The sequence below is a fragment of the Microcoleus vaginatus FACHB-2002 genome (genome assembly GCF_040004035.1).
Taxonomy (GTDB): domain Bacteria; phylum Cyanobacteriota; class Cyanobacteriia; order Cyanobacteriales; family Microcoleaceae; genus Microcoleus; species Microcoleus vaginatus_C.
This window is the reverse complement of the sequence record NZ_JAMPLN010000004.1, coordinates 152,492-175,920: the sequence shown is the minus strand read 5'-3', so window position 1 is coordinate 175,920 and position 23,429 is coordinate 152,492. Positions and strand designations below refer to the sequence as shown.

Annotated in this window: 21 protein-coding genes; 10 read left to right on the top strand and 11 right to left on the bottom strand. The window is 46.2% G+C overall.

All coding sequences use genetic code 11. From position 1 onward, the window contains the following. Positions 1-285: 285 nt before the first annotated feature. From NDI35_RS05145 to NDI35_RS05130, 4 genes are all read right to left on the bottom strand, one after another. On the bottom strand, positions 286-1,917 hold the full coding sequence (locus NDI35_RS05145; RefSeq protein ID WP_445311773.1) for an iron uptake porin: 1,632 nt from the start codon (positions 1,915-1,917) through the stop codon (positions 286-288). A 45-nt stretch (positions 1,918-1,962) separates the two neighbouring features. Beyond that, positions 1,963-2,967 (bottom strand): ABC transporter permease subunit, encoded by a 1,005-nt coding sequence (locus NDI35_RS05140; protein WP_445311772.1) that lies wholly within the window; start codon positions 2,965-2,967, stop codon positions 1,963-1,965. Then, the gene (locus NDI35_RS05135) at positions 2,964-4,508 is read right to left on the bottom strand and encodes a sugar ABC transporter ATP-binding protein (RefSeq protein WP_445311771.1); all 1,545 of its coding nucleotides are present in this window, start codon (positions 4,506-4,508) and stop codon (positions 2,964-2,966) included. Before NDI35_RS05135 ends, NDI35_RS05140 begins: the two co-directional genes overlap by 4 nt. A 174-nt stretch (positions 4,509-4,682) precedes the next feature. Continuing rightward, on the bottom strand, positions 4,683-5,729 hold the full coding sequence (locus NDI35_RS05130) for an ABC transporter substrate-binding protein (RefSeq protein ID WP_445311770.1): 1,047 nt from the start codon (positions 5,727-5,729) through the stop codon (positions 4,683-4,685). A 764-nt stretch (positions 5,730-6,493) separates the two neighbouring features. Between NDI35_RS05130 and NDI35_RS05125 the strand changes: the two genes are divergently transcribed. Further along, positions 6,494-7,648 carry a glycosyltransferase family 4 protein gene (locus NDI35_RS05125; protein WP_445311769.1) on the top strand — a complete coding sequence of 385 codons (1,155 nt, stop codon included), beginning with the start codon at positions 6,494-6,496 and terminating at the stop codon, positions 7,646-7,648. 118 nt (positions 7,649-7,766) lie between these two features. Further along, positions 7,767-8,147 (top strand): hypothetical protein, encoded by a 381-nt coding sequence (locus NDI35_RS05120; RefSeq protein ID WP_445311768.1) that lies wholly within the window; start codon positions 7,767-7,769, stop codon positions 8,145-8,147. 159 nt (positions 8,148-8,306) lie between these two features. On the opposite strand, the gene NDI35_RS05115 is transcribed toward NDI35_RS05120, so the two are convergent. Continuing rightward, positions 8,307-8,555: a CRR7 family NDH-1 assembly protein gene (locus tag NDI35_RS05115; protein WP_445311767.1), complete on the bottom strand. Its 249-nt coding sequence runs from the start codon at positions 8,553-8,555 to the stop codon at positions 8,307-8,309. A 298-nt stretch (positions 8,556-8,853) separates the two neighbouring features. Here NDI35_RS05115 and sir point away from each other — a divergent pair, with 298 nt between their 5' ends. The 5 genes from sir (at position 8,854) to NDI35_RS05090 (ending at position 14,528) form a co-directional block, all read left to right on the top strand. Beyond that, the gene (sir, locus tag NDI35_RS05110; RefSeq protein WP_445311766.1) at positions 8,854-10,845 is read left to right on the top strand and encodes a sulfite reductase, ferredoxin dependent; all 1,992 of its coding nucleotides are present in this window, start codon (positions 8,854-8,856) and stop codon (positions 10,843-10,845) included. A 261-nt stretch (positions 10,846-11,106) separates the two neighbouring features. After that, positions 11,107-11,883, top strand: coding sequence for a 16S rRNA (uracil(1498)-N(3))-methyltransferase (locus NDI35_RS05105; protein ID WP_445311765.1), 777 nt, complete (start codon positions 11,107-11,109; stop codon positions 11,881-11,883). A gap of 47 nt (positions 11,884-11,930) precedes the next feature. Then, positions 11,931-12,371: a lysozyme inhibitor LprI family protein gene (locus tag NDI35_RS05100; protein ID WP_445311764.1), complete on the top strand. Its 441-nt coding sequence runs from the start codon at positions 11,931-11,933 to the stop codon at positions 12,369-12,371. A gap of 53 nt (positions 12,372-12,424) precedes the next feature. Continuing rightward, positions 12,425-13,177 (top strand): PPC domain-containing protein, encoded by a 753-nt coding sequence (locus NDI35_RS05095; protein ID WP_445311763.1) that lies wholly within the window; start codon positions 12,425-12,427, stop codon positions 13,175-13,177. 193 nt (positions 13,178-13,370) lie between these two features. Continuing rightward, the gene (locus tag NDI35_RS05090; protein ID WP_445311762.1) at positions 13,371-14,528 is read left to right on the top strand and encodes a tetratricopeptide repeat protein; all 1,158 of its coding nucleotides are present in this window, start codon (positions 13,371-13,373) and stop codon (positions 14,526-14,528) included. 104 nt (positions 14,529-14,632) lie between these two features. Here NDI35_RS05090 and NDI35_RS05085 read toward each other — a convergent pair whose 3' ends face one another. Next, positions 14,633-15,094 carry a hypothetical protein gene (locus NDI35_RS05085; RefSeq protein ID WP_445311761.1) on the bottom strand — a complete coding sequence of 154 codons (462 nt, stop codon included), beginning with the start codon at positions 15,092-15,094 and terminating at the stop codon, positions 14,633-14,635. A 318-nt stretch (positions 15,095-15,412) separates the two neighbouring features. On the opposite strand from NDI35_RS05085, the gene NDI35_RS05080 reads away from it, so the two are divergent. Together NDI35_RS05080 and NDI35_RS05075 are read left to right on the top strand one after the other, a co-directional pair. Further along, positions 15,413-16,030, top strand: a complete 618-nt coding sequence (locus NDI35_RS05080; RefSeq protein WP_445311760.1) for an esterase/lipase family protein — start codon at positions 15,413-15,415, stop codon at positions 16,028-16,030. Positions 16,031-16,032: 2 nt separating this feature from the next. Next, on the top strand, positions 16,033-16,644 hold the full coding sequence (locus tag NDI35_RS05075) for an esterase/lipase family protein (protein WP_445311759.1): 612 nt from the start codon (positions 16,033-16,035) through the stop codon (positions 16,642-16,644). A gap of 125 nt (positions 16,645-16,769) precedes the next feature. Here the strand turns inward: NDI35_RS05075 and NDI35_RS05070 are convergent, their stop codons facing one another. Continuing rightward, a complete protein-coding gene (locus NDI35_RS05070) occupies positions 16,770-17,201 on the bottom strand; it encodes a VOC family protein (RefSeq protein WP_445311758.1) in 432 nt (143 codons plus the stop codon). A gap of 11 nt (positions 17,202-17,212) precedes the next feature. Here NDI35_RS05070 and NDI35_RS05065 point away from each other — a divergent pair, with 11 nt between their 5' ends. Further along, entirely contained in the window at positions 17,213-18,052 is an 840-nt protein-coding gene (locus NDI35_RS05065; protein ID WP_445311757.1) for a DUF92 domain-containing protein, read from the top strand. A 174-nt stretch (positions 18,053-18,226) separates the two neighbouring features. Here NDI35_RS05065 and hetR read toward each other — a convergent pair whose 3' ends face one another. The 4 genes from hetR to NDI35_RS05045 all read right to left on the bottom strand — a co-directional run bounded on the left by hetR (position 18,227) and on the right by NDI35_RS05045 (position 23,116). Next, positions 18,227-19,132 (bottom strand): heterocyst differentiation master regulator HetR, encoded by a 906-nt coding sequence (hetR, locus tag NDI35_RS05060; RefSeq protein ID WP_333077431.1) that lies wholly within the window; start codon positions 19,130-19,132, stop codon positions 18,227-18,229. An 852-nt stretch (positions 19,133-19,984) separates the two neighbouring features. Next, the gene (locus tag NDI35_RS05055; protein WP_445311756.1) at positions 19,985-20,212 is read right to left on the bottom strand and encodes a heterocyst-inhibiting protein PatX; all 228 of its coding nucleotides are present in this window, start codon (positions 20,210-20,212) and stop codon (positions 19,985-19,987) included. A 775-nt stretch (positions 20,213-20,987) separates the two neighbouring features. Then, complete coding sequence (gene patX, locus NDI35_RS05050; protein ID WP_445311755.1) at positions 20,988-21,215, bottom strand: heterocyst-inhibiting protein PatX; 228 nt, start codon at positions 21,213-21,215, stop codon at positions 20,988-20,990. A 98-nt stretch (positions 21,216-21,313) separates the two neighbouring features. Further along, positions 21,314-23,116: an FAD-dependent oxidoreductase gene (locus NDI35_RS05045; RefSeq protein ID WP_445311754.1), complete on the bottom strand. Its 1,803-nt coding sequence runs from the start codon at positions 23,114-23,116 to the stop codon at positions 21,314-21,316. Positions 23,117-23,429: the final 313 nt, after the last annotated feature.

Sequence of the window (23,429 nt, the reverse complement as noted above, 5' to 3'; positions counted from 1 at the left end):
ATCATAATTTATTCTGACTCAAAATCTTCGTTGGGTGTCACCCATGGAGGGTGACACCCCACAAATGTATGTTATAGTTGCAAATATTAGTAGATGCACCCTGATAATTTTCTACCCCAGCCAGCGATGGTAGGGGTTTTTTGTTGTGTGGCATGGACTGGAAGCCCTGGACGCACTATCAGTCTAAAAAACCCAGTTTCTCGCGATTATCGTCTCAAATGAGGCAATTACGTCAAGAAACTGGGTTTTTGCGTCTAGGACCAAGTTACTAAAATATCTTTCCGGTTAAAAGTTAAAGCCAGTGCGGAGCAACCAAACCCATTGAGTGTCGTTGCGGCTGTCATTCTCAGGATTAACAACGGCCCAAGCAGCAGGGGTGATGGAAATGTTGTCGTTGACCTGAAAGCGATAGAAGGCTTCAATGTGATAGGAAGTATCTCTCTCGCGGCGGACATTACTGTTCGTCACGCGACCTGGTAAACCCACTAAAATCCCCGGTAGATTGCCTTCGCCTCCCACATCTGGGAAACTTATCCCGATCGCTGCATACACAATATCGGCGCGATCGTCACCGTCAACATTTAGCAAAACCACGCCACCTCTACCATCAGAAACGCTGCTAACACCGGAATTTTCGGCATTGGCGCGAGTATAAACGCCCCAACCGTGAACTTGCAACCGGGGAGCAAGGCGGTAGAATCCTTGTACGCCTACAGAATCGCTGGATGTAGCAATATTGTCCCCAAAAGGTCGCGCAGCCAAAAAACTGCCCGTACCCCCTGTGAGGTCGGCTTTACCGCTTGGTGCAAAGGTACGAGAATAGGCTACGCCAATGGCTCCGCGATCGCCCCGGTAGGCAAGCTGAACCAGAGCGTTGTAGGAACCGTTGAATAAACCGTTACTTTGCTGCGAGAGATTGGGATTTCCGGCTATATAGCCCACAGTCAGGGTGAGGTTTTTGACGATCGTCCAGTTGACAGCAGCACCGCCACCTCCCCGCCGGTAGAGGGGATTGTATTGTCCGAACTTCGAGGGAATTCCCTCACTATCGCTGGCGATCGTTGGAGGAGTCAGTAAATCCGTAATATCGGGATACCCGACACCTGTGGGGCCGACGGTCAGCGCCAGATTAGAGGTCAGCGGGGTGACATACAATACGTGAGGGACGGTGATTGTGTTATCGACATTGCCATCAAAGTTCAAGGCCGTCATATTTGTACCCGTCTCATCGGCAATCCTGCCCAAGTTGCCGAATTCCAAACGGGTTCTCAGCATATCGCGACCGGTGAAGCTGGTTTCAAAATTTAATCGGCCGCGGTTGGCAACAATAGTGTTGGTGCGATCGCGCGAATCCCCAACACTGTTACCGGAGGTATCTGTTACCACCACGATAATTTCCGCATTCAGCTTAGTTGTAGTCGAGAACTGATGCGCTTCTAGTTCGGCTGTGCGTGCATCTAGAGCATCGACTCGACCCCGCAACACCGATAATTCAGTGGCAAATTCTGCTTGCAGCTTTTGGACGATCGCTAAATCTTCCCCAGTAATCTGGTTGGTTGTTCCTGTGGCAATTAGTTCGCTGACTCGATCGAGACAGCTATTCAATCCTGCTGCAAATTCGTACCGCGTCATAGCACGGTTTCCTCTGTAGGTGCCGTCAGGATAACCGGCAATGCAGCCGTAGCGTTCTACTAGAGATTGCAGCGCCTGAAACGCCCAGTCAGTCGGTTTTACATCCGACAGTTGAGAGACAGAATTCACCTGCGCGAAGGGTTTTTCTGCCAAGGTATTTAACGGTTCAGGAGCAACTAATCTATCAATTGGTGCAGCAAAACTTGGGGATGATGTTAGTAGAAATACACCAGGTGTTCCCAGTATAAAAGCAGTAATCAGGTGAGGAAAATGCTGGATTTGCATATGACGAAGCTCCGCATAAGGAACCGATCAACCGAATTAGCAATATTACGCTGCGCTTGAACCGGTGCGAACTTTGTCAATCGTCACTGCGATAATTATCACCAGACCTTTCACAACTAACTGCCAGAAGAAAGACACATTCATGAGAGTTAGTCCATTGTTGAGCAGGGCAATAATTAAAGCCCCGAGCAAAGTACCCCAAATAGTACCAATTCCACCTGTGAAACTCGTACCTCCCAAAATTACAGCAGCGATCGCATCTAATTCGTAGCCTTGCCCCAACATCCCCGTCGCACTGTAGAGGCGCGAGGCGCTCATAATTCCACCTAAACCAGAAAGCAACCCGCTCACGCCATAGACAAATAACAGCACCCGACTCACCTTAATACCTGTCAATCGTGCTGCCCGAATGTTGCCTCCCACGGCGTAAATATGCCTCCCTAGAACCGTCCGCCGCAAGACAAACCAACTCGCTAAAACTGCGAGGAAAGCGATAACAACTAACCAGGGAATTGGGCCGAGATAATTGTTACCTACCCAAGCAAAATTCAAATTTCTATTGATAACGGTAGTGCCGTTAGCTACTAAATAAGCAACTCCCCGCAAAGCTGTGTAAGAACCGAGGGTGACGATGAACGGAGGCAAACCTAAATAGGCAACTAGCGAGCCGTTAAGCAATCCCAAAAAGACTCCGGCTATTAACGCAGCCGGTACGGCAAACCAACCCAGACCTGGAACTAAGGAAACCAGCACCCCGACAACTGCCGTCACGCCCAAAATTGACCCTACTGAAAGGTCAATTCCGCCCGTCAAAATCACAAAAGTCATGCCGGTAGCTAGGACAATATTGATCGAGGCTTGCCGAATGACATTGATCAAATTTCCTAATGAAAGAAAGTTGGGCGTTACCAGGGAAAAAATTACACAGATGGCAAGCAAAATCGGCAGGATACCGGCAACTTGGATAAAGTTTTTCCAAGCTTGAGCTTTACTTGCTTTCTGCCGATCGCCCCCTGAATTTCTGCTGGTTTTTGTTTGCGTTTGACTCATGATTTTACTACCTCTTTTGCACCAGTGGCATAAGCCATAATGTTTTCTTGCGTAATCTTTTCCCCAGTCGATCCGCCTACTTCACCGACGAGGCTTCCTGCTCGCATCACTAAGACGCGATCGCTCATTCCCACAATTTCCGGCAGTTCGCTGGAAATCATCAAAATAGCTACACCTTTGGCTGCCAAATCGCTAATAATTCGATAAATTTCGCTTTTTGCGCCAATGTCCACACCCCGCGTCGGTTCATCTAGCAAAAGTACCTTTGGGTTGATAGCCAACCAACGGGCTAGCAGCAACTTCTGCTGATTCCCCCCAGAAAGATCCATTGCCCTGATGCTCGGGCTTGCAAGGCGAATCTGCAAATTATTAATAGCATCATTGACAATTTTCAACAGAAAATTTGAGTTAATAATGCCAGCTTTTGCTTCTCGATCGAGGACATTCATGGTGATATTTTCACCCGAACTAGCCTCTAAAAATAGTCCAAGAGCCTTGCGATCTTCTGGCACGTAAGCAATTCCGGCGGCCATTCCTTCATCGGGTGTCGAGACATTGAGAGGACGACCTTCCAGTTTTATTTCACCGCTTACCTTTCTATCTGCACCAAAAATCAGGCGGGCAAGTTCTGTTCTGCCGGCGCCAACTAAACCAGCTAAACCCAGAATTTCGCCCGCATGAAGTTGAAAAGTGGCAGGCTTTACTTTGCGGCCGTCGCTTAAATTTGTTACCTCAAGAACTACTGCACCCGGTGTTATTTGATGCTTGTTTTCGTACAAATCCTGTAAAGAACGACCCACCATCATTTCCACCAGGCGCTCTGCCGAAATTTCGTGCTTTTCAAGAGAGCCAATATACCCGCCATCTCGGATGACGCTCACGCGATCGGCAAGGGCATAAATTTCGGCCATTCTGTGGCTGATATAAATAATAGCAATGCCCTCATTCCGCAAGCGGCGAACCACTTCAAAAAGCTTATCTGTTTCCCGCTCTGAAAGCGCGGCCGTCGGCTCGTCCATCACTAAGATTCGGCTATTGTGTTTGAGCGCCCTAGCTATTTCCACTTGCTGCTGTTCGGCAATTGAAAGTGTCGAAACCAGGTCTCCCGCCTCAAAATTTGCATCGAGGTTTTTCAAGACCTCAGATGCCTTGCGCCGCATTTCATCTTGGTCTAAAAATGTACCTCCTTTCTTCAGCTCGCTGCCCATAAAAATGTTTTCAGCAACTGTCAGATTGGGGGCAAGATTGAGTTCTTGATAAATAATCGCTATCCCTAAATCTCTGGCTTGAGCGGGGTCTGTCATCTTAACAGCTTGACCGTCAATTCTGATTTCGCCTGCATCGGCTATGTAGGCTCCCGCCAGAATTTTCATCAGCGTACTTTTGCCCGCACCGTTTTCCCCCATGAGGGCGTGGACTTCGCCCGGGTAAACGGTGATATTTACATCGTGCAAGGCTACAAAACCGTTAAAGGTTTTTTTAATACCTTGCATTTCGAGGACGGGCTTAGTTTTAATTGAATCTTGAGTGCTATTTACCATCGCAAATACCGTAATTTTAGGCGAATTACAAGTCGAGGTTGGCTCCATCAATTTGTGGAATTAACGGCAGGTATATCTGTAGGTACGCATGGCCCACTTTACTCCTCTCAATAGCAGAATGACTACTAAAAAGAAGTAATTTCACAAACAACTCGGTTGCCAGTAAGTCCTGGTTTATTCACTTGTCCAGCCTTTATGTTGATTGACGTTTTCGCGAGTAATCAGCGCGACTGGAATCAGAATGTTTGGATTGGCTGGCTTTTTTCCTTTGAGAATGTCGTTCCCGACTTCAACGGCCTTGGCTGCCATGCGAAATGGATCTTGAGCTGCTGTAGCCACAAATAAACTGTTGTTCTGCTTGAGCGCATCTAAAGCTTCAGGTGCACCATCGACTCCCACAATGAAGAACTCGCTCCTTTGTGCTTGCTTGGCTGCTAATTCTGCACCAATGGCACAGGGGTCATTAATTGCAAAAACAGCATCAATTTTTGGGAAGGAAGTAAGCAAATCGCTCATAACTCTCAACCCACCATCGCGACTGCCTTCTGCGTTCTGATCTTTGGAAAGAACTTTGAGATCGGGATATTTGGAGAAGACACTCTGGCAACCCTGAACTCGCTCGACCACTGAAGCGACGGGAGGCCCGTTGATAATCACAACGCTGCCTTTTCCTTTCAAGCGATCGGCTATATATTGACAGCTTACTTCGCCAGCTTGCACGTTATTTGAAGTAACTGTGGCATCAACGCCTCCCTCGGCGGCGGTATCAACTGCAATTATCGGAATTCCGGCTTGCTTGGCTTTTTCGACAGCGGGTGCAATGCCTTTGGTGTCCGCAGCATTGAGTACAATCATGCTGACATTAGAGGCAATAAAGTTTTCGATTTGATTAAATTGCTGATTTAAATCGTCGCCGCTGGAAACGAGAGTTGTCCTCACGTTTGCACCGCCGATTTTCTTGGCTGCGGCCTCAGCGCCCTTGCCAACTTGTACGAAGAATGGATTGCCGAGGTCGCGGACTGCTACAGCAACTGATGAAAGTTCGGAGCTGCTTGGTTGTATACTGTTTTGAGCGTTCTGGGAAGCTGCGGTGCAACTTGCCAGAGTGCTGCTGAGTAGACTAAAAAGACTGAGTGCGATCGTTACTCGTTTCACCTCAAACTCCAATGAATGCTCGTTTGGAGAGAGTCGCTCGTAAATATGACGTTGCCAACCTAACATTAGCTTTTGTTAGGTTTAAGCTCGAATACCTAATGTTTTAGGTAAACGGCTTTTCTTTGTACATGATTGTACGAGATCGTGTTTATTTTCTGCTCGTGAAACTTTCTCGCTCGGCTCGCTAGACTACTTTGAAAAACGGAAAAGATATGAATATTGCATCTCTCTCCTAGATTCAAAAATAATCAACACTCTTAATTTTTTTAATGCTTTATGAGCATTTATTTTTTAGCAAGGCGTGAGAAAATTTTAGGAGAATATTTTAGACAAAATCTTTCAGAAGTTGTTTTTTAAACCTGGCAGAGTCATATTTAATTTAACTCTCTATGTTGCTGATGATAACAGTTACATACGGGCTCTATATCTATCTTTGGATAGACCATACTTTCACCACAAACTAAAAATGCGAGATCCTCGATCGGCATCGCTCTGGTAATCCTCAGTCTGGTCGGGCGCGCCGCACCAACTCAATAAATCTTAAATTTTACTTGGGGTAGGATGTTGTAAAAAATCATTAAGTTTACAGTCAATTACGGTAGATTATAGTAAACTGCAAACAAAGTCTCGCACTCACCAATGCAGCCCGTTAAAAAGCCCTAGTAAAAAAGCAGATAGTCACTCAAAATCAACGGTGAGAGTAGATAAGTCGAATATTTGGCTGTAAAACCTGCAACTACAGTCATCTTGACATGGTTTAAAAGCTATGGACAATGGCGATCGCCCTTTTTGGCAAAATCACTATACTGCAATAATTGTCTGCGCTGTTAATGGGTAAATCTGAGATGCGATCGGCAAATTACGTGTTCTGTTTCCTAGAAATATTTGCCAGCGAAGGCGGCATTCAATCCTACATTAAAGACATTTTCAAAGCTTACCTGTCCATAACCGCAGGGACAAACTCGCCGCCACAAGCTGAAGTTTTGCTGTTGCGAGATTCCCCAGACTGCAACAATCCTTACGAGTCAAAAAATCTGAAATTTTATTACCTCAAAACCGAGAATCCCGGCTTGGGTCGTCTTAAGTTTGTTAAAGTATTACTAAGTCGCTTGCTGCAAAAACGACCGCAGCGGGTTTTTTGCGGTCACATCAAACTCGCACCGCTAATTCAAATTCTGTGCCAACCCTTGGGAATTCCCTACACTATTTTAACTTACGGCAAGGAAGTGTGGGAACCGCTTCCGCCCAAATATCAAGCAGCAATGAGTAAAGCTGACAGTATTTGGACTATTAGCAGGTACACGCGCGATCGCACTTGCGAAATTAACCAATTAAATCCTGAAAAGTTCCAAATAGTGCCTTGTACGGTAGATGAAAATATATTTACGACTGGGCACAAGCCACAGGATTTATTAGAGCAGTACAATCTGGTTGGTGCTAAAATATTGATGACTGTAGCCAGATTGCGATCGACAGATATTTACAAAGGCGTCGATGTCACCATTCAAGCTTTGCCGCAAATAGCCGAAACTTTTCCGAATGTGAAATACTTAGTTATTGGACGCGGAGACGATCGATCTAGATTAGCCAAACTCGCTGAGGATTTGGGAGTTACCGAAAGAGTAATATTTGCGGGTTTTGTACCGACAGAAAATTTAGCAGCACATTACCAGTTGGCCGATGCTTATGTAATGCCCTCCCAGGAAGGCTTCGGTATAGTTTATTTGGAAGCGCTGTCTTGCGGAGTACCCGTACTCGCGGGAGACGCGGACGGGTCGGCCGATCCGCTGCAAGATGGTAAACTGGGATGGCGAGTTCCCCACCGAGATGCAGCAGCAGTAGCGGTTGCTTGTGTGGAAATGCTGCGAGGAGAGGATAAAAGGTGCGATCGCCACTGGTTGAGAGAACAAACCCTGGCAAGATTTAGTTTTGAATCCCTTTGTCAATCCTTACAAGGAATTTTTCAACCCTCTCACTCTGATTAACTTATAACGTAGAGAGCGGTTTCTCCGTGTATGATGGGAAAATTAACTCGAACAACTGCGTGATTTTCTGAGTAGGATAGAGTTATGCCTACGTGCAAAGACACCCAAGGAGACCACCGTGAACCAAGGCACCCCCAAAATTTCTTTAAACCTACCCCGTATTAGCAATTGGTTGATACTGCTGGGCATCGCGTGTTTGTTGGTGTCTATTGGTTTGGGTTGGATAGTTAAATCAGTGTTGATTGTACTAGCTTTTTTGTTGCTGACGCCTGTGGTCGCATTTTTCGCGCTTCAGTGGTGGCTGAAACGCAATTTAATTGAGGACAACTGTCCAGTTTGTCAGTACGAATTTACAGCTTTAAATCAAACTCAGTTTCAGTGTGCCAACTGCGGCGAACCTCTGAAAATAGAGGAAGGTCATTTTAGTCGCTTGACACCGCCCGGTACGATCGATGTTACCGCAGTTGAAGTATCATCGGTTCAACAGTTGGAAGATTAATTAGAAAGAATAGGGCATGGGGCATTGGGCATGGGGCATCGGGCATTAGTTGGTTGTTATTGGTTATGTGTTACTTGTTACCTGTTATTTTTTATTTGTTACTTGTTACTTTTTGGTTCTAATAACCAATGCCCTATGCGCGATGCCCTATTTCCAAAATTACTTTTCTAACCGTACTGCATACCACTGCAAATATTTTCCCTGCCCGACATCTAATTCACAATAAGTATCAATCAAATACTTGGCTTGAGCTTCCACCCCAGATATTTTATCCACGTCCTGCGGCAAATCTTCATGTTCCTCGGTTAATACGGCTTTGAGCTTTTCTAACAGTTCCGCCGCAGTCAAAAACTGCTCTGACTGGTTTGTTTCTAAGACCACAAAGGTGTCTTCGTCATACAGTGACATAGTTTCAAAGGTTGAGGTTAATTATTTCTAAAGTTTCGTACACTTAAGCGATCGAAAGTATAAACTCTTAATTACAATTTTTCAGGCCGGGCTCGATCGTGTTACAATTGAACAACATCAGAATTCCTAGCGGATTACCGTTATTAACTTACTTGTTAACCGAGTTGTTAACCGAGTTGTCAACATATCCGACACAGCATTTCTGAGGAGATTTGTCAAGTGCAAATTTGTCAAGTGTCAAAATTTCAAGAAATATTCGATCGGCTGTATCTAATTATAACTGGCACTATACATTCCCATGATCACATCTTCCACTTCAACCCCTGTTGCGCGCAAGCCCTCTAAATCAGAAGGTCTCAAAGAACGCAGCAACTATTTACGAGAACCCGTTGCGACTGAACTGTTACAAGAAACTACCCACTTCACCGAAGAGGGGCTTCAGATTCTCAAATTTCACGGCTCGTACCAGCAAGACAACCGCGACAATCGAGTTAAAGGACAAGAAAAAGATTATCAGTTCATGCTCCGCACCCGCAATCCCGGCGGGTTCACTCCGCCGCAATTATACCTAGCCTTAGACAAGCTATCTGAAGAATACGGCAACCACACGCTCCGCGTCACAACGCGCCAAGGTTTCCAACTGCACGGCGTGTTGAAAAAAAATCTTAAAGCAGTGTTTTCCTCAATTATTAAAAATATGGGGTCAACCTTGGGAGCTTGCGGCGACTTGAACCGCAACATCATGGCGCCTCCAGCACCGTACAAAAATCGCCCAGAATACCAGTATGCGCTGCAATACGCTAACAATGTCGCCGATTTGCTGACACCGCAAACCGGTGCTTATTATGAAATTTGGTTGGACGGCGAAAAAGCTATTTCGGCCGAGGAAGACCCCGCAGTGAAGGCCGCGAGACAGAAAAACGGCAACGGCACAATCTTTAGCGACGACAAAGAAGAACCGATTTACGGCAGCCATTATATGCCGCGCAAGTTCAAGTGTTCCGTTACCGTGCCGGGAGACAATTCAGTTGACTTGTACTCTCAGGATTTGAGCTTAGTGGTAATTACCAATGAAGCTGGCGAGTTGCAAGGTTTTGACGTGTTTGCTGGCGGCGGTTTGGGCCGCACTCACAATAAAGAAGAGACTTTTGCGCGGGTTGCTGACGAGATTTGCTATGTTGCCAAGGATGATGTTTACGATTTGGTCAAGGCAATTGTAGCAACCCAAAGAGATTACGGCGATCGCACAGACAGACGGCACGCGCGGCTGAAGTACCTGATTAACGACAAAGGCGTACAGTGGTTCCGCGAAAAAGTAGCCGAATATTTTGGCAAGCCGCTAGAAGCCTTTAAACCGCTGCCTGAGTGGAAGTATTTTGATTTCTTGGGCTGGCAGGAACAAGGAGACGGCAAGCTGTTTGTCGGCATTTCCGTGGACAATGGCCGGATCAAGGATGAAGGTTCATTTCAACTAAAAACGGCTTTGCGGGAAATTGTGCAGAAGTACAACTTGCCTATATTGGCGACGCCCCACCAAAACGTGCTGATTTACGATATTTCGCCGGATATCAAACAGGAAATTCAGGGAATACTCGATCGATGCGGCATTCAGCGGGAAACTGCGATCGACCCATTGGTGCGCTATGGGATGGCGTGTCCGGCAATGCCGACTTGCGGGCTGGCGATTACCGAGTCTGAGCGCGTGATGCCGAGCATTTTAGAGCGGATTCGGGCGCTTTTGACCAAAGTTGGCTTGCAAGACGAGCATTTGGTGGTGCGGATGACTGGTTGCCCCAATGGATGCGCCCGCCCTTATATGGCAGAATTGGGGTTTGTCGGGAGTTCGCCGGAATCCTACCAGATTTGGCTGGGCGGTTCTCCCGAACAAACGCGGCTGGCAAAACCAATTGAGGAAAAGCTGCACGTCAATGATTTTGAAGCTTTTCTGGAGCCGATTTTTGTTTATTTCAAGCAAAAACGGCAACTGAGCGAGAGTTTTGGCAATTTTTGCGATCGCGTCGGGTTAGAATCTATCCGTCAATTTGTAACCAACTACCAATCTGCTGACTCGATGACAACTGAGATTAATGAATTAGAAGTTACGTCTAGTAACGGCGAGGAAAACGAGACTGCCACTGCTGGCGGTGGCAAAGTCCGCCGTCGAATTAGCGTCCGCGATGAAATCTACAACGAGCTCAAGGAAGAAGCAGCCCGTCAGGGCAAGCCGATTACACAACTAGCTACAGAGGCGATTTCCACTTATTTAAAGAAGATTAAGGAGGAAGCATAAGCCGATTTTAAATTTGCGCTTTGTGATTTTCGATTGTATTCAATAGACTTCTGGCAAAAGTAATATAAAGGCAGAGCATTTGCAGAAAAAAACTTGAATTTGTAAAATAATTCCGGTTGTAGATGCTTTGCCTTTATTGTTTTTTGAACTGTTGAAACCCCGCCTGCCTATCTCCTCTCATTCTCTATTCCTCTGCGTTCTCTGCGTTCTCTGCGGTTAAATAAAAAAATCTCTAATAGAAAACGAACAATCCCAAATTCAATGCCTCAATTACAAAGATTAGCAATTACTGCCGCTCAAATTTGCGATCGCAAAATCGACTTAACTAGAGAACAGCAGCATTATTTAAATCGAGTGCTACGTTTGCAAGCGGGCGATCGATTTATTGCAATGGACGGACGGGGACATTGGTGGTTAGCAGTCCTAGAAGTGCGGGAAACCGGGTTATTTGCCTCGATAGCAGAGGAGATTGCTGTGAACAGGGAGCTACCCGTTGAAGTAACTTTGATGGCGGCATTGCCCAAGGGAAATGGCTTTGATGAGGTTGTCAGGCAGGCGGCCGAGTTGGGGGTGGCAAGTATTGTGCCGGTGACGAGCGATCGAACTTTGCTCAAACCGAGTTCTCAGAAGGTCGATCGGTGGAGGAGAATTGCTGCGGAGGCGGCGGAACAGTCGGAACGTCAAATTGTGCCGACGATTTTAGAGCCTGTTTCGTTTGATGTTGCTGTGAAAGATTGCGGTCAAAAATATCGATTTATTTGTGTTGCTCGCGGCGACAATCGGCATTTGTGGGATTGTTTGATTGGTATTTTCCATCCCCCCTTGGTAGGGGCGGTGCCCCCGTCCCCGCCCCCGGCTGGGGGAGAATTATCGATTGTGATTGCTGTTGGGCCGGAGGGTGGATGGACTGAGGGTGAGGTGGAAAGAGCGATCGAATTTGATTTTGAAGCTGTTTCTTTGGGGAGTAGAATTCTGAGAGCGGTGACAGCACCGATTGTGGCTTTGTCTTTAGTTGGAGCGGCCTTTGAAAAGTGCTAATATCAACAAATAACAAATAATTCATAAAATAGGTGGGTTGAGGGTGAATGAAAATAGAGTTGAGGAAAGATCGATCGCGCTTTTGGTCGATTCCCTACGGGATAGCTTCGCTTCACGCGCTTTTGGCAATTTTCGGTACAACATCAGTTTCTGCACAATCTCCGAGCTTTCCCATTGCTCAACAGATTAATTGCGATCGCCCGCAAGGAGATGCACAAGTCAGAACTTGTATTCGGTTGAATTACGAAGCCTCGGATAAACGACTGAACGAGGTTTACAAACAACTGATTTCCTCATTGAGTGGCGAAGAGCGGGCGCTACTGTCTGAAGCACAATTAGGGTGGATTAAGTTAAGAGATAAAACCTGTGAATTTGAAGTTTATAAAAACCGTGGCGGTACTGGTTATGGAGGTTTCCTCAATGAATGTTTGGAGCGCATGACGAAACAGGGCACTGCGGAACTAGAACAGTATTTAAAACAGAGATAAAATAGGAAGTACAGCGTACAATACCTGACAACAATAAAGAGAAACAAGTATTTATGAAAAGCAGATCGCCCTTCACCCTCACCCTCACCCTCATCTCAGCAATTGTAACCACCACCGTACCAGCAGTTTTCGCCCAGCGACTGCCATCAGCCAACGAAATATACATCGATAAAAATTGTCAGCGCAACCAGCAACTACCGCAACTTGAAAGATTCACTATCTTTAGCAGAAACGAATTTACAACTAACGGTCAAAACTATTGGTTCTACGCCGCCCGCTATCTAGACGGAGCCGTGCTTTTCTGTACCTCAAAACCCAACTTCAACCAACCTAAACCTCTAGCAGCAAAACAAATACAATCCCAATTTATTGACAAAATAGTCCGAGATATCAACAACAAAACAGCTTTTATCATCGTAGTCCGAGAAGGAAATGGCCTCGATGTACCCATGACCAATTACGCCTTAGAATTGAGCAATGTCGATCGCCCAAAACTCACCTCCCTTTCCATCCTACAGCAGCGGGGAACCCTCAAAGACGGCGACCCCAGCGAACACACCTTTCAAGGACGGGCAGGTCAATCTATTACGATCGACCTCAAAAGCAGAGCATTCGACCACAACATAACACTGTTGGACACCAGCGGCAAAACTATTGCCGAAAAAACAGGCAACTCCCAGAATCGCCGAGAGTCTCAACTCACTATAAAATTGCCTAGTAACGGCACTTATAAAATAGTTGTTAAAGGAGGCGATCGCACAAGCAAAGGTAATTACACATTAAGCGTTAATTCCAATCAGCTTTAACTTATATTTTTTTTCACATCCACTCAACATCCATCTATACACATCCGCGTTCATCTGCGGTTAAAAAATTTAAATCTTAATTTTTCCCAACAGGTCAAAATTCCAAACTAACATAACAGCGAAAGTTGTTAACCAGTGGCGAAACCACCCAAACATCAGCCAATATAGAAACAACGCCATTCCCGCAATCGCCATGACAGACATCAACCAAATAGTCGCCGCCCTAGAGGGTAAAAACTACAAACAAGCTGCCCAACTCATCAAACAACTACAAAAAGAATCCCCCGAAAATCCGTGGGTACAATACTATATAGCCCGCTACTACGAACTCACCAACAACCTCGAAAAAGCCCAAACAACCTACAAACAAATACTCCGCGACATCACCAACGCCAAAATCGTCTCCCAGACCCGCCAAGCTATTCAACGGATTGAAACCGCACAACAAAACCTCCGCCAACAAGCCATAGAAACCGCCAAAAACGACCCCAGCAACCTCGAACCCGGACTCCTTATCCTCGAACCCGTGAGTCCCGAAAACAAAGCCGCAGCCGTACAAAATATCAGCAGAATCTTTAAAATCGACGCCTACACAACCCGGATGCAAATCCAAAGCCGCGGCTGGAGACTCTACAAAACTGGCCCCATCGCCGAACTCCGAATTTACGGTCAAGAACTCCTCAACGCCGGCATTCCCGTATTTTGGGCAACCCTAAGCGATATTCAAAAAATCCAAATCTTCCGAGTGCAACACTTCCACTCTCTCTCTTCTCCAGCCGTTGTTTGCAAAGATAAACTCGAGCGACTCGGTGCGATCGAATTTAGCTGGTCAGAAGTTACCCAAAGAGTAGAAGGCTTGTTGCCGATGTTCATCGAAGTCATGGACTACTCCCCCAACCGCAGAAAGGATCAATTTCGCCACAGAGAAATCAGGCAAGATTACGCTCAAATCTGTGACTTGCACATTCCCAGCAGAAACTGCATTCTGCGAATTTGCGACCAAAGTTACGAATTTCAACAAGGAGTTGACTTCACCAAAGCTTCTGCCGAACTTCCCACTTCACCGAACCCGAAAAACAAAACATCGAGAGTCAAAAACTCTCAACAAATTCCTCAAAGTACCACCAGAATTAACTGGAATAACTTACTGGAAATATTCGATCGCCAGCTTGACGTTACAGTTTGGTCAGAATTTACGCCCTTTGCCGAGACAGTGCTCGATTACACTAATATGTTGAGCAAGATCGAATCTCATATAGAAGTCGAGCGCAAATCCGAAACTCCTTGGGACTCAGCTTTTCAGCTATACAGCGCATTAGCCTTCCTCAGAAACCCAGAAAATAGGGAATAGAACAAAGAGTTACAATTAAAAATGAGGAATCCCATTTTTAATTTGTTAACGCCAGCATTGGGAATTATCCCATGCCCAATTCCCTATTATCAATTCCCAATTTCCTATTTCGTTTTCACCTGACGGGCCATTTCCCGGAAATTGTTCATGCTGGGGCCAGGGGTTCGACGACTTCCATTTGGTGTCGGCATTAAATTATTAGGAGCAAAAGTCCGATTCGGTTCAGCTTGACTCGGCACTTTCCCGTTAGTTGCTGCCGCTGCAGGTATCTTCGCAGGTTCGGGAGTATTAGCAGGAACGCTAGCGACTGGTTCCTTGTCTTTCTTAGACTTTTTCTCTACCTTAGCCTTCTTAGCCGGTTCAGACTTCTCAGACTTCTCAGACTTAACAGGCTCAACTTTTGCCGGTGCGATCGCCACAGGCTCAGACTTCGCAGGCGCAACTTTTGCTGGTTCCTTCGCTCCCGATTCGCCCAAATCTAGGAAATATTCAGACTTTTTCAAGCCCAACAGTCTGCCGAAAAAGCCGAAAATACCGCCGAAGAAATTTTTGATAAAACCAAACATTAGACTTACTCCTTTTGTTCTTTTAGAGAAATTTGTACAAGCTTGTCAACAAAGTTAGATTACGAGCTAGGGCAACCTTTGTCTACATTTATTCATCAAAATTTACATTTGCCTATATTTAAGCTACCTCATCAAAGCAAATTTTAGGTATGAATACTCACAGTGCTTTGCACTTATTTACAAAGTATCTCAGAATTTGTTAGGGATTCCCACTCATTGTCGATCGTACCTCGATCCGATTCGCTAGCTGTCCTAGTAGGGGTAAAACTCCCTAGGGGAGTGATTTATGCTGTAATTAGCAAGCAATTTTCTTTTCAAATGAACAGTTCGCTCGATCGCAATCCCGTCATCCTCCTACACGGCATCTGGGACACAAAAATTATTTTCAACACAATGTCCGCCCGCCTCACCGAACTCGGATGGTCAGTCCACAGCCTCAACCTCACCCCCAACGACGGCAGCCTCAGCCTCGACTTACTGGCCAAGCAACTCGCAGACTACATCTCTGAAACCTTCGATCCAGAACAGCCTTTAGACATAGTAGGCTACAGCATGGGTGGCATCGTCAGTCGCTACTACGTCCAGCGACTCGGAGGAATCAACCGCGTACAGCGTTTCATCACCCTATCTTCCCCCCACCACGGCACACTCACCGCTTATTCCCTACGCCTACCAGGATACCTGGATATGCGCCCCGATAGTGGCTTGCTGCGCGATTTGAATCAAGATGTGACAATGCTCAAACGCATAAACTTTACATCAATGTGGACGCCATTTGACATAATGATTGTACCGGCGAACAGTTCCCAAATGCCAGTAGGTAAAGAAGTTAAAGTCAACGTTTTGCTGCACCGCCAAATGGTGACAGAACCCCTAAGTATTAACGCATTAGTTGAAGAACTCAAAGCACCTATAGAAAATAAAATTTCCACTTAAAAATGAATAGCAATTTCAGCCGCAACCCAGTCTTGCTAATTCACGGAATCTTCAGAAAATCGGGAATTTTTTACAAAATGTCTGCCTACCTCACCCAACTGGGATGGTCAGTCTACACCCTCAATCTCTCGCCCCATTGGGGCAACGCCAGCATAGACGAATTAGCCCAACAAATAGCAGATTATATAGACAAAACCTTTGCGCCAGAACAGCATCTAGATATAGTAGGATTGAGCATGGGTGGTTTAGTAACTCGCTACTACCTCCAAAGGTTAGGTGGCATTAACCGAGTGCAGCGCTTTATTGCGATATCTTCTCCTCACAGCGGTACTTGGATGGCTTACACTCTCTGGGGAAAAGGCTGCGTTCAAATGCGTCCTGGCAGTGCTTTTCTGCAAGATTTAAATCGAGATGCGGCCTTGTTGGAAAAGCTCAATTTTACTTCGATTTGGACAGAGTGGGATTTCATCATCGTACCGGCTTCTAGTTCCCAAATATCTGCTGCAAAAGAAGTAAAATTGTCTGTTTTCGCCCATGCCATGATGGCGAGGCATTCCAGCAGTTTAAAAGCGGTCGCTGAAGCTCTTTCAGAACCATTGAAAGTTCAGGATTAACCGTTTGATTCATTGTTGTATAATGTCAAATTTTGTAGGGGCAGGTTTCACCTACAGTAATTGCCTAAAACCAACAATTTCCTAACCCCGCCCCCACAGGCGGCAAATCGCTACCGGACTAAATATCAAACAGCATCCCCAACTTCAGCGTATTCGCTGCGACCAAAAATTGCTTCAGGTTCACAATAATACTTGAACTCAAGTATATTGTGGAAAGGGTCTTCTAAGAAGAAAGTACGGTGTTCTGTAGGCAAACCAACAAATCGCCGTCTCGGTTCTTGATAGAAATTTAAGTTGTTTTGCTGGGCTTTTTCTAGCAACGCTTCCCAGTCAGCTTCGGAAGTAAAAATTAACCCAAAATGCCGGGGATAGATGCCTCGCTGAGGCGTCAAAGGTTCGCGGCTGACGTGGGCGACAATTTGATGCCCACACAAACCCATAATCGCAGAATTTGGCGATTCGCGACCTAGTTGGCAGCCGAGTCCGTCTACGTAGAACGCTTTGGTTTGGGCAATATCGGTCACGGGGAAGGCAAGATGAAATAAGACTTGGCTCATGGAGGTACTAAATGCAGAATTCAGAATTGTTCTTTAATTATTTATCTTGGTCTAATCCTTGGTTGGTGGCGATCGCCCTAAATACAGTTTTACTCGCGCTCGCCACCATTGCTCCTAAAAAATTGCTCACTCCCGCTGGCCAATTTCACGGCTGGGTATTGGGTGTCCTCATCTGGGGCTGTTTGGGATGGCAAGGCTATGCTGTGGTGATGTTTTACTTTCTTGTCGGTTCGGGAGTTACCCGCATCGGCAAAGCCCAAAAAGAAGCAGAAGGCATAGCCGAAAAGCGTTCAGGCGCACGAGGCCCCGAAAATGTCTGGGGTTCTGCTTTAACCGCTACTCTTTGTGCTTTGGGAGTTTTGGCATTATCTATTTTAGGAGAGACAGGCAAAATGTCTGTTTTAGGAGAGACAGGCAAGATGCCTGTGCCACAAGATGTTATTTCCCTGTTATTGCTGGGTTACGCGGCGAGTTTTTGCACCAAACTTTCCGATACCAGCGCCAGCGAAATCGGCAAAGCTTACGGCAAGCGGACTTTTTTGATTACCAGCTTGCAGCCTGTACCTAGGGGTACGGAAGGGGCCGTAAGTTTGGAAGGAACGATCGCAGGTATTGTCGGCTCAATTCTGATCGCGCTTTTGAGTTGGGCCGTCGGTTTAATAGACTTGACAGGAATTGTTTTTTGTATTATTTCAGCTTTTATTGCCACGAATATCGAGAGCGTGATTGGCGCGACGGTGCAATCAAAGTTTGAGTGGCTCACGAACGAGGTGGTAAATTTTTTCAATACGCTCATAGGAGCGATCGCAGCAATCGTTTTAGCGGCGACATGGAGAGCTTTTTTAGCTTAGTTAATCTTGGACGCATTCGCGACCCAATCAACCTGGTTTATTACGAGAATTCAAGGCCTTAACGCAGTATTTTCCATAAAAACCCGGTTTCGGCATCGCGAGTTATTAGCTATTAATCATTAGTCATTAGTCTCAAGCAATCAACTCATGACTAATGATTAATAGTTAATCAAACTAAGCGTCGTCTTGCGGCCCAAAAACCATTTGTAAAATCATCGTCGGTTCGCCCCGCTTGTGATAGCGATCGGCCCAATTGCGAATAATTTCATCTAATTCCTCAAGGGCTTGGTCGAGCCGTTCCGGCGGAATATCCAAAGTCTCCATAATTCGCATCACATTCGGTTGTTTTTCCGCCCAATCCTTCATCAGCCGGAAATATCTAGCCGTATCCTCAACCATAGTAAATGTCCGCTCTTCCTGCTCTGCGGGAGAGTAAGTAGCGCGAGTCAGGGCATAAAACGGCATTCCCCAAGGAGAATCAATGCGAGTAACTGTCCCAGAATAGATCAAGCGCCGCTTAATGTGTTCTGCTAGAGCTTCGCTCAAAGGCATTCGCCTTTCTGGAGACATATCTTCTTGCGATCGCCTGTGCAGAAACTCGATCAACTCCATAAACTGAAAAGAATTGATCAGTTGAGCGTCTGGCGGATTCGGAGGAATCTTGCCTTCGAGATATTTTTTTTCATCTACAGTCAAATTGTTTCCCGGAATGCGAGGGCGTCCCGGCATCCAACCATACTGTTCCAGCCAGACATAAGGAAACTGAATCAAATATCTAGGTTCTTGGGAACCCAACATTTTCAGCAATTTTCCCTGAGTCAGAGCTTCCCGGACTTCTTCAACAATCACCTTCACCCGTTTAGGCTCAATGTGATGCAAGTGTCCGGTCATCCGCAGGTTGTTGTCCTGCTCCATATAAGTCATATAAATGGCACACTTAGCCGCCGTTGCGGCCGCGTCTAGAAACGCCCCGTGCCTGTGCCCACTGGTTCTCATGGCGCTAAACGCCAGATATAGCATGATCTGATCCATTGCACTAGGGCTGAGGCTTTTGACCAGATCCAAAGAGTCATTTTTCATCACTATCCCCGAAATAGCCAAATTAGGAGGCATTTTGTCATCCTCCATTAAATTATTGCGAGAGCGCCGAATCAAGCATAGCCGACTGTCGCCGGAAAGCTTGCCAGCTACCCTAATATTCAGGTTAGTTAATTTCCCTGAGGTAACAGGGGCATGGGCTTAAAGGCTATCCACACCGCATAAGTGGTTCTTATTGGTGGCCAATTTAAGTAGATTGCTGCACCCTCTGCGCTGACAGTTTACCTATATATAAGTTAGTTATCGCAAGTTAATTATAGTGCAGTGGTTGAAAATTAAACCCTACCTGTGGGGGGGAGAACGTAAATAACTGTTGCGCTCCCAGGAATTTGAGGCGACTCCGAGCCCCTAATTCTTGAATAGTCATGGAGGCCGAAACCCAGTTTGATCAACTAAAATCAGGCTGTTGCATAATTGCGCGAAAATTTTGATGTTTTGTGGGATGGACTTTCCTAGGCCGTCCGCTTTATTTTCACAGCAGGCGGGACACCCCACAAGAATCCTCCTCAAATTGTGCAATGCCAAAATAAGGCCTGGAGGGCGAGGGATATCGGTTGAAAAACCCAGATGATCAGAGGTCTGTGGTTAGTTCCTGTTTAATTGAAGCGTTTTCAATACAAAACCGCCACTTACTAGAATCTCTCTCTAGATAGATGGCGGTTCCCCGTTTATATGCTAAAATTTATCACAGAAAAAATAATCTCCTCAGAACTGTCCACAAAAAGTGCACTTGTCGCTTAACCTGAAAAAATAGAATCCCAGAAAATCCGATCGAGCGATCGAATGAACGGCCCAAAGCAACTCAGTTGTGGTCATCACTTGCGTCCAGTGCCATTAGAAATCTTGTAGCGGATGAGTGTAAACAGTAGGCTCAGTAAAATTTCTGCGGATGCGCTTTCTCTCAGGACCACGCTCGCCCCTTTGTTGAGTTTGCGCTGACAACATATATTGAGCGGTGCCAGTTTCGAGCATGGGGAGTGGAGATTCAAAAGCTTGAGCGGCGCTGGCACTCAAGGTAATGCCCAACAGGCTCAGTAAAGCAATTGCAGTGTAGGTTTTCATGGGTAGTATTCGTATCAGTATCTATTTAGAGATACGACATTTACCCAGGTTGATCAGGATGAATTTCCCTGAAATTATCAAACTATAGAATTAGGAATCAGGAATCTGGAATCAGAAGGAAGAAGAAGAAGGAAAAAGGAAGAACAAATCCGGCTTGGGTTAAGCTATCGCGTATTTAAATTGTATCCTAAAATCCTTGTATAAAAAGCGGAAAATTATCTTTCCCTCTCCCTTTCTTACGGGAGCATCTCATATTTGTAAAAACACTTATTCTGGCTCCTTCCTTCTTCCTTTTTCCTTCTTCCTTCTTCGTCTTTCCTCCTGACTCCTGACTCCTGACTCCTGGCTCCTGGCTCCAATTTTGGGCTGGGCTGCTTTCATTGAGATGCTCCCCTTTCTCACCCTCTCCCCTCCCGAAGCAACAGACACTTTAGATGATGCGTAGCATCTGAGCTATGAGAGCTGTCAGAAGTCGATGTAAAAGGGAATAAATAAAATCTCTGGCTTCACTAATAAAAAAATTCCTAATGGCACTACCCAGAGGGTTGCAATAATATACAAAACCGCCAAATACAAGATTCAATCTCTCGATAGATGGCGGTTTAAGGTTTATATGCTATCATCACTCACATAAAAGAAGAGCCTAATGACTGTAAACAAGAAATGCAGTTGCCTTGGAAACCTGAAAAACTAGCATCCCAGAAAATCAAATTGAGCGCTAGACACGGGCGGCAGAAACTAACTCAATAACGGAAATCGCTTTCGTCCAATGTCATTAAAATGCTTGTAGTTGATGAGTGTAAAGATTAGGCTCAATGAACTCTCGGCGTCCGCTGCCTCTTTCTGGAGAACGATCGCCCCTTTGTTCGGTTTGGGCGGATAAAATGTATGAAGCGGTGGCAACTTCGAGCAGTCCGACGAGGGATTCCAAGGCTCGAACGACAGTGGCGCTCAAAGTAACGCCCAAAAGATTCTGTAAAGCAATTGGTGTGTAAGTTTGCATGGGGTTAGTATCCGTGTCATTGTCTATTAACTGATACGGACTCTCCCCGATCGATCAGGATAAATTTCTGTGAAATTTTCGGATCTCTGCAAAAAACCTTACCTCTTCAATTCTACGGATTCCGCCAGCAGCCAAGCACCTGCCGAATTCAGCCTGCCCCATACTGTCAGAGGCTTTTCGGTTTCGCAATTCTGTAAAAATCTGTCGGTTTCCGAGTCCAAAGTCACGAGTTGCCAAGTTTGACCGGCTAAGGATGCGGGGCTTGTCAGCGTTAGTGTCCAGTCTTGTTCGCCGAGGCGGCGGAAAATGCCCGAAAATTGGCTGTGGGTATTTGCTGTTTGACTGCTTTGTTTCTCTACTGACTCCTGACATTCGCCACTGGCGGGATATGCTTCAGGTCGATCGAGATAATAGCGTTGCCAATCCAGCCAGTCCGATCGCCCCTGTGTCAAATTAAATAAGGGAATAACCGCCGCACTCGCCTCGGAATCTTGCAGCAAAGCTTCCTGCAAAACTCTCACCGGCAAGTCCCGCGGCTGACATCCAGATTCCGCGCACAAAGCCGCCGCCATCCCCGCAGCCTGTCCAATATTCATTACCGTCGGTTGCAAGCGAGTTGCACCGTTGGCGATGTGAGAGACGGAAATATTTTTTTCGCAGACTAGCAAACCGTCTGTACTCGCAGGAATTAGGGCGCTGTAAGGAATGGTAAACGGAGTTCCCGTCCAGCGGCCGCCCCAGCGGATCGATTTGGGCTGCAACGGAATGTCGCCACTGGTGTAGTGGTGATCATTGGCATAGTTGCCGATCGCAATTGTTTCACAAATGCCCTCAGAATTTATCGGCAACTTCGCGACTCTGCCACCGACAATAGGCAAAATATCTTGTTCTCTGACTGTACTTATCCCTCGCAAGCGCCGACTTTCTCGGTAGTAAGGATGTAAGGCAAAGGAAGAAAGAAGGGAAGAATTTTGTTGATTGTCGATCGTTGAAATGGGGAAAATATTCTGTGCAAGGCCGTAGCGGGGGCCGAGTTGCGTTTGAATGAAGCGGGCGAAACTTTGAGTATGCCACAGACTTTCTTGGAGGAATTCTTGTCGAGATGCTTCAGATTTAATGAGTCGATCGACCCCTTCACCATAATCATTACCTCGAATCGGCCAATTAATCATCAACAATCCGCCTGGAAGTCGGCCGTAATTGAGAAATTGTTCGGGAGTGTAACCGTCCCAAGCACCGATAAATCGATCGGGATTGTCAACAGGCGGCGCGGGAATTTCTGGCCCAGCCGCACCTTTACCAAAATCCTGCATGATTGCCACCCAAGTCGGAGCTTGCACCAAATAGCTCTCTGTGAGGGCATTAGAGGCGATCGGCGCGCTGGGTTCTCCCCACTCGGCTTGGAATTCCCAACCCCAGCGGTGCCCAACTTCGGCTAAAGCCAGCAAATCTCCCAATTCCGTTGCATCTAAAGTGATTTTGGCCCAAACTGTAAAATCTGCAAACTGAACGCCAGAAATGCGCTCTCCTTCATACACCACATCGTGAGCTTTTTGTCCACAAATCCACTGTAAGTTCGGCAAACATTTAACCCAATCAGCGAAAATTTCAGCACCGATACGGGGATGGTAAGTAAAAAAACTTACCCAGCCCCAATCCAAACCTCCCGGCTGTCGCTGCTGGAGTTCCCGGAGAAACGCGCCCCACAAACCGGTTTGAAAAGCTGCTAATTCATTGCCATCGGGGGCCGAAACGCCAGCGGAAGTCAGCATTCCTCCCAGCCAGGGGAATTCGCTTACTAAAATAGTTTTGGCACCTCGGCGGGCTGCTTGGACGGCTGCAGCGGTGCCGCCGGTGCCGCCACCGACTACCAAAACATCTGCTTTTAAGACCGAAGACATGGGCAATACCATTTGAGATTTGAGATTTGAGATTTGAGATTGCGAAAGGCTCAGTAAGGTGATGAGTGCGCTACGGATAGATGTTCGGCGTTGGCGATGGCGAATTAAATTTTACTGTGGAAAGACTTGACAAATAATAAATCGGGAATTATGCAGCGAGCGCACAATTTTGTTACTAAATGACCGCAGGAGCGATCGCCACTTTTGATTTCTCACTTTTGCCGCGCCACTATTGCCAATATGACACCGCGAATAACCATAATAGAAAGAAGGGAACAGCATCTATAAAGTTTTACGTCTTAATAATTTCCGA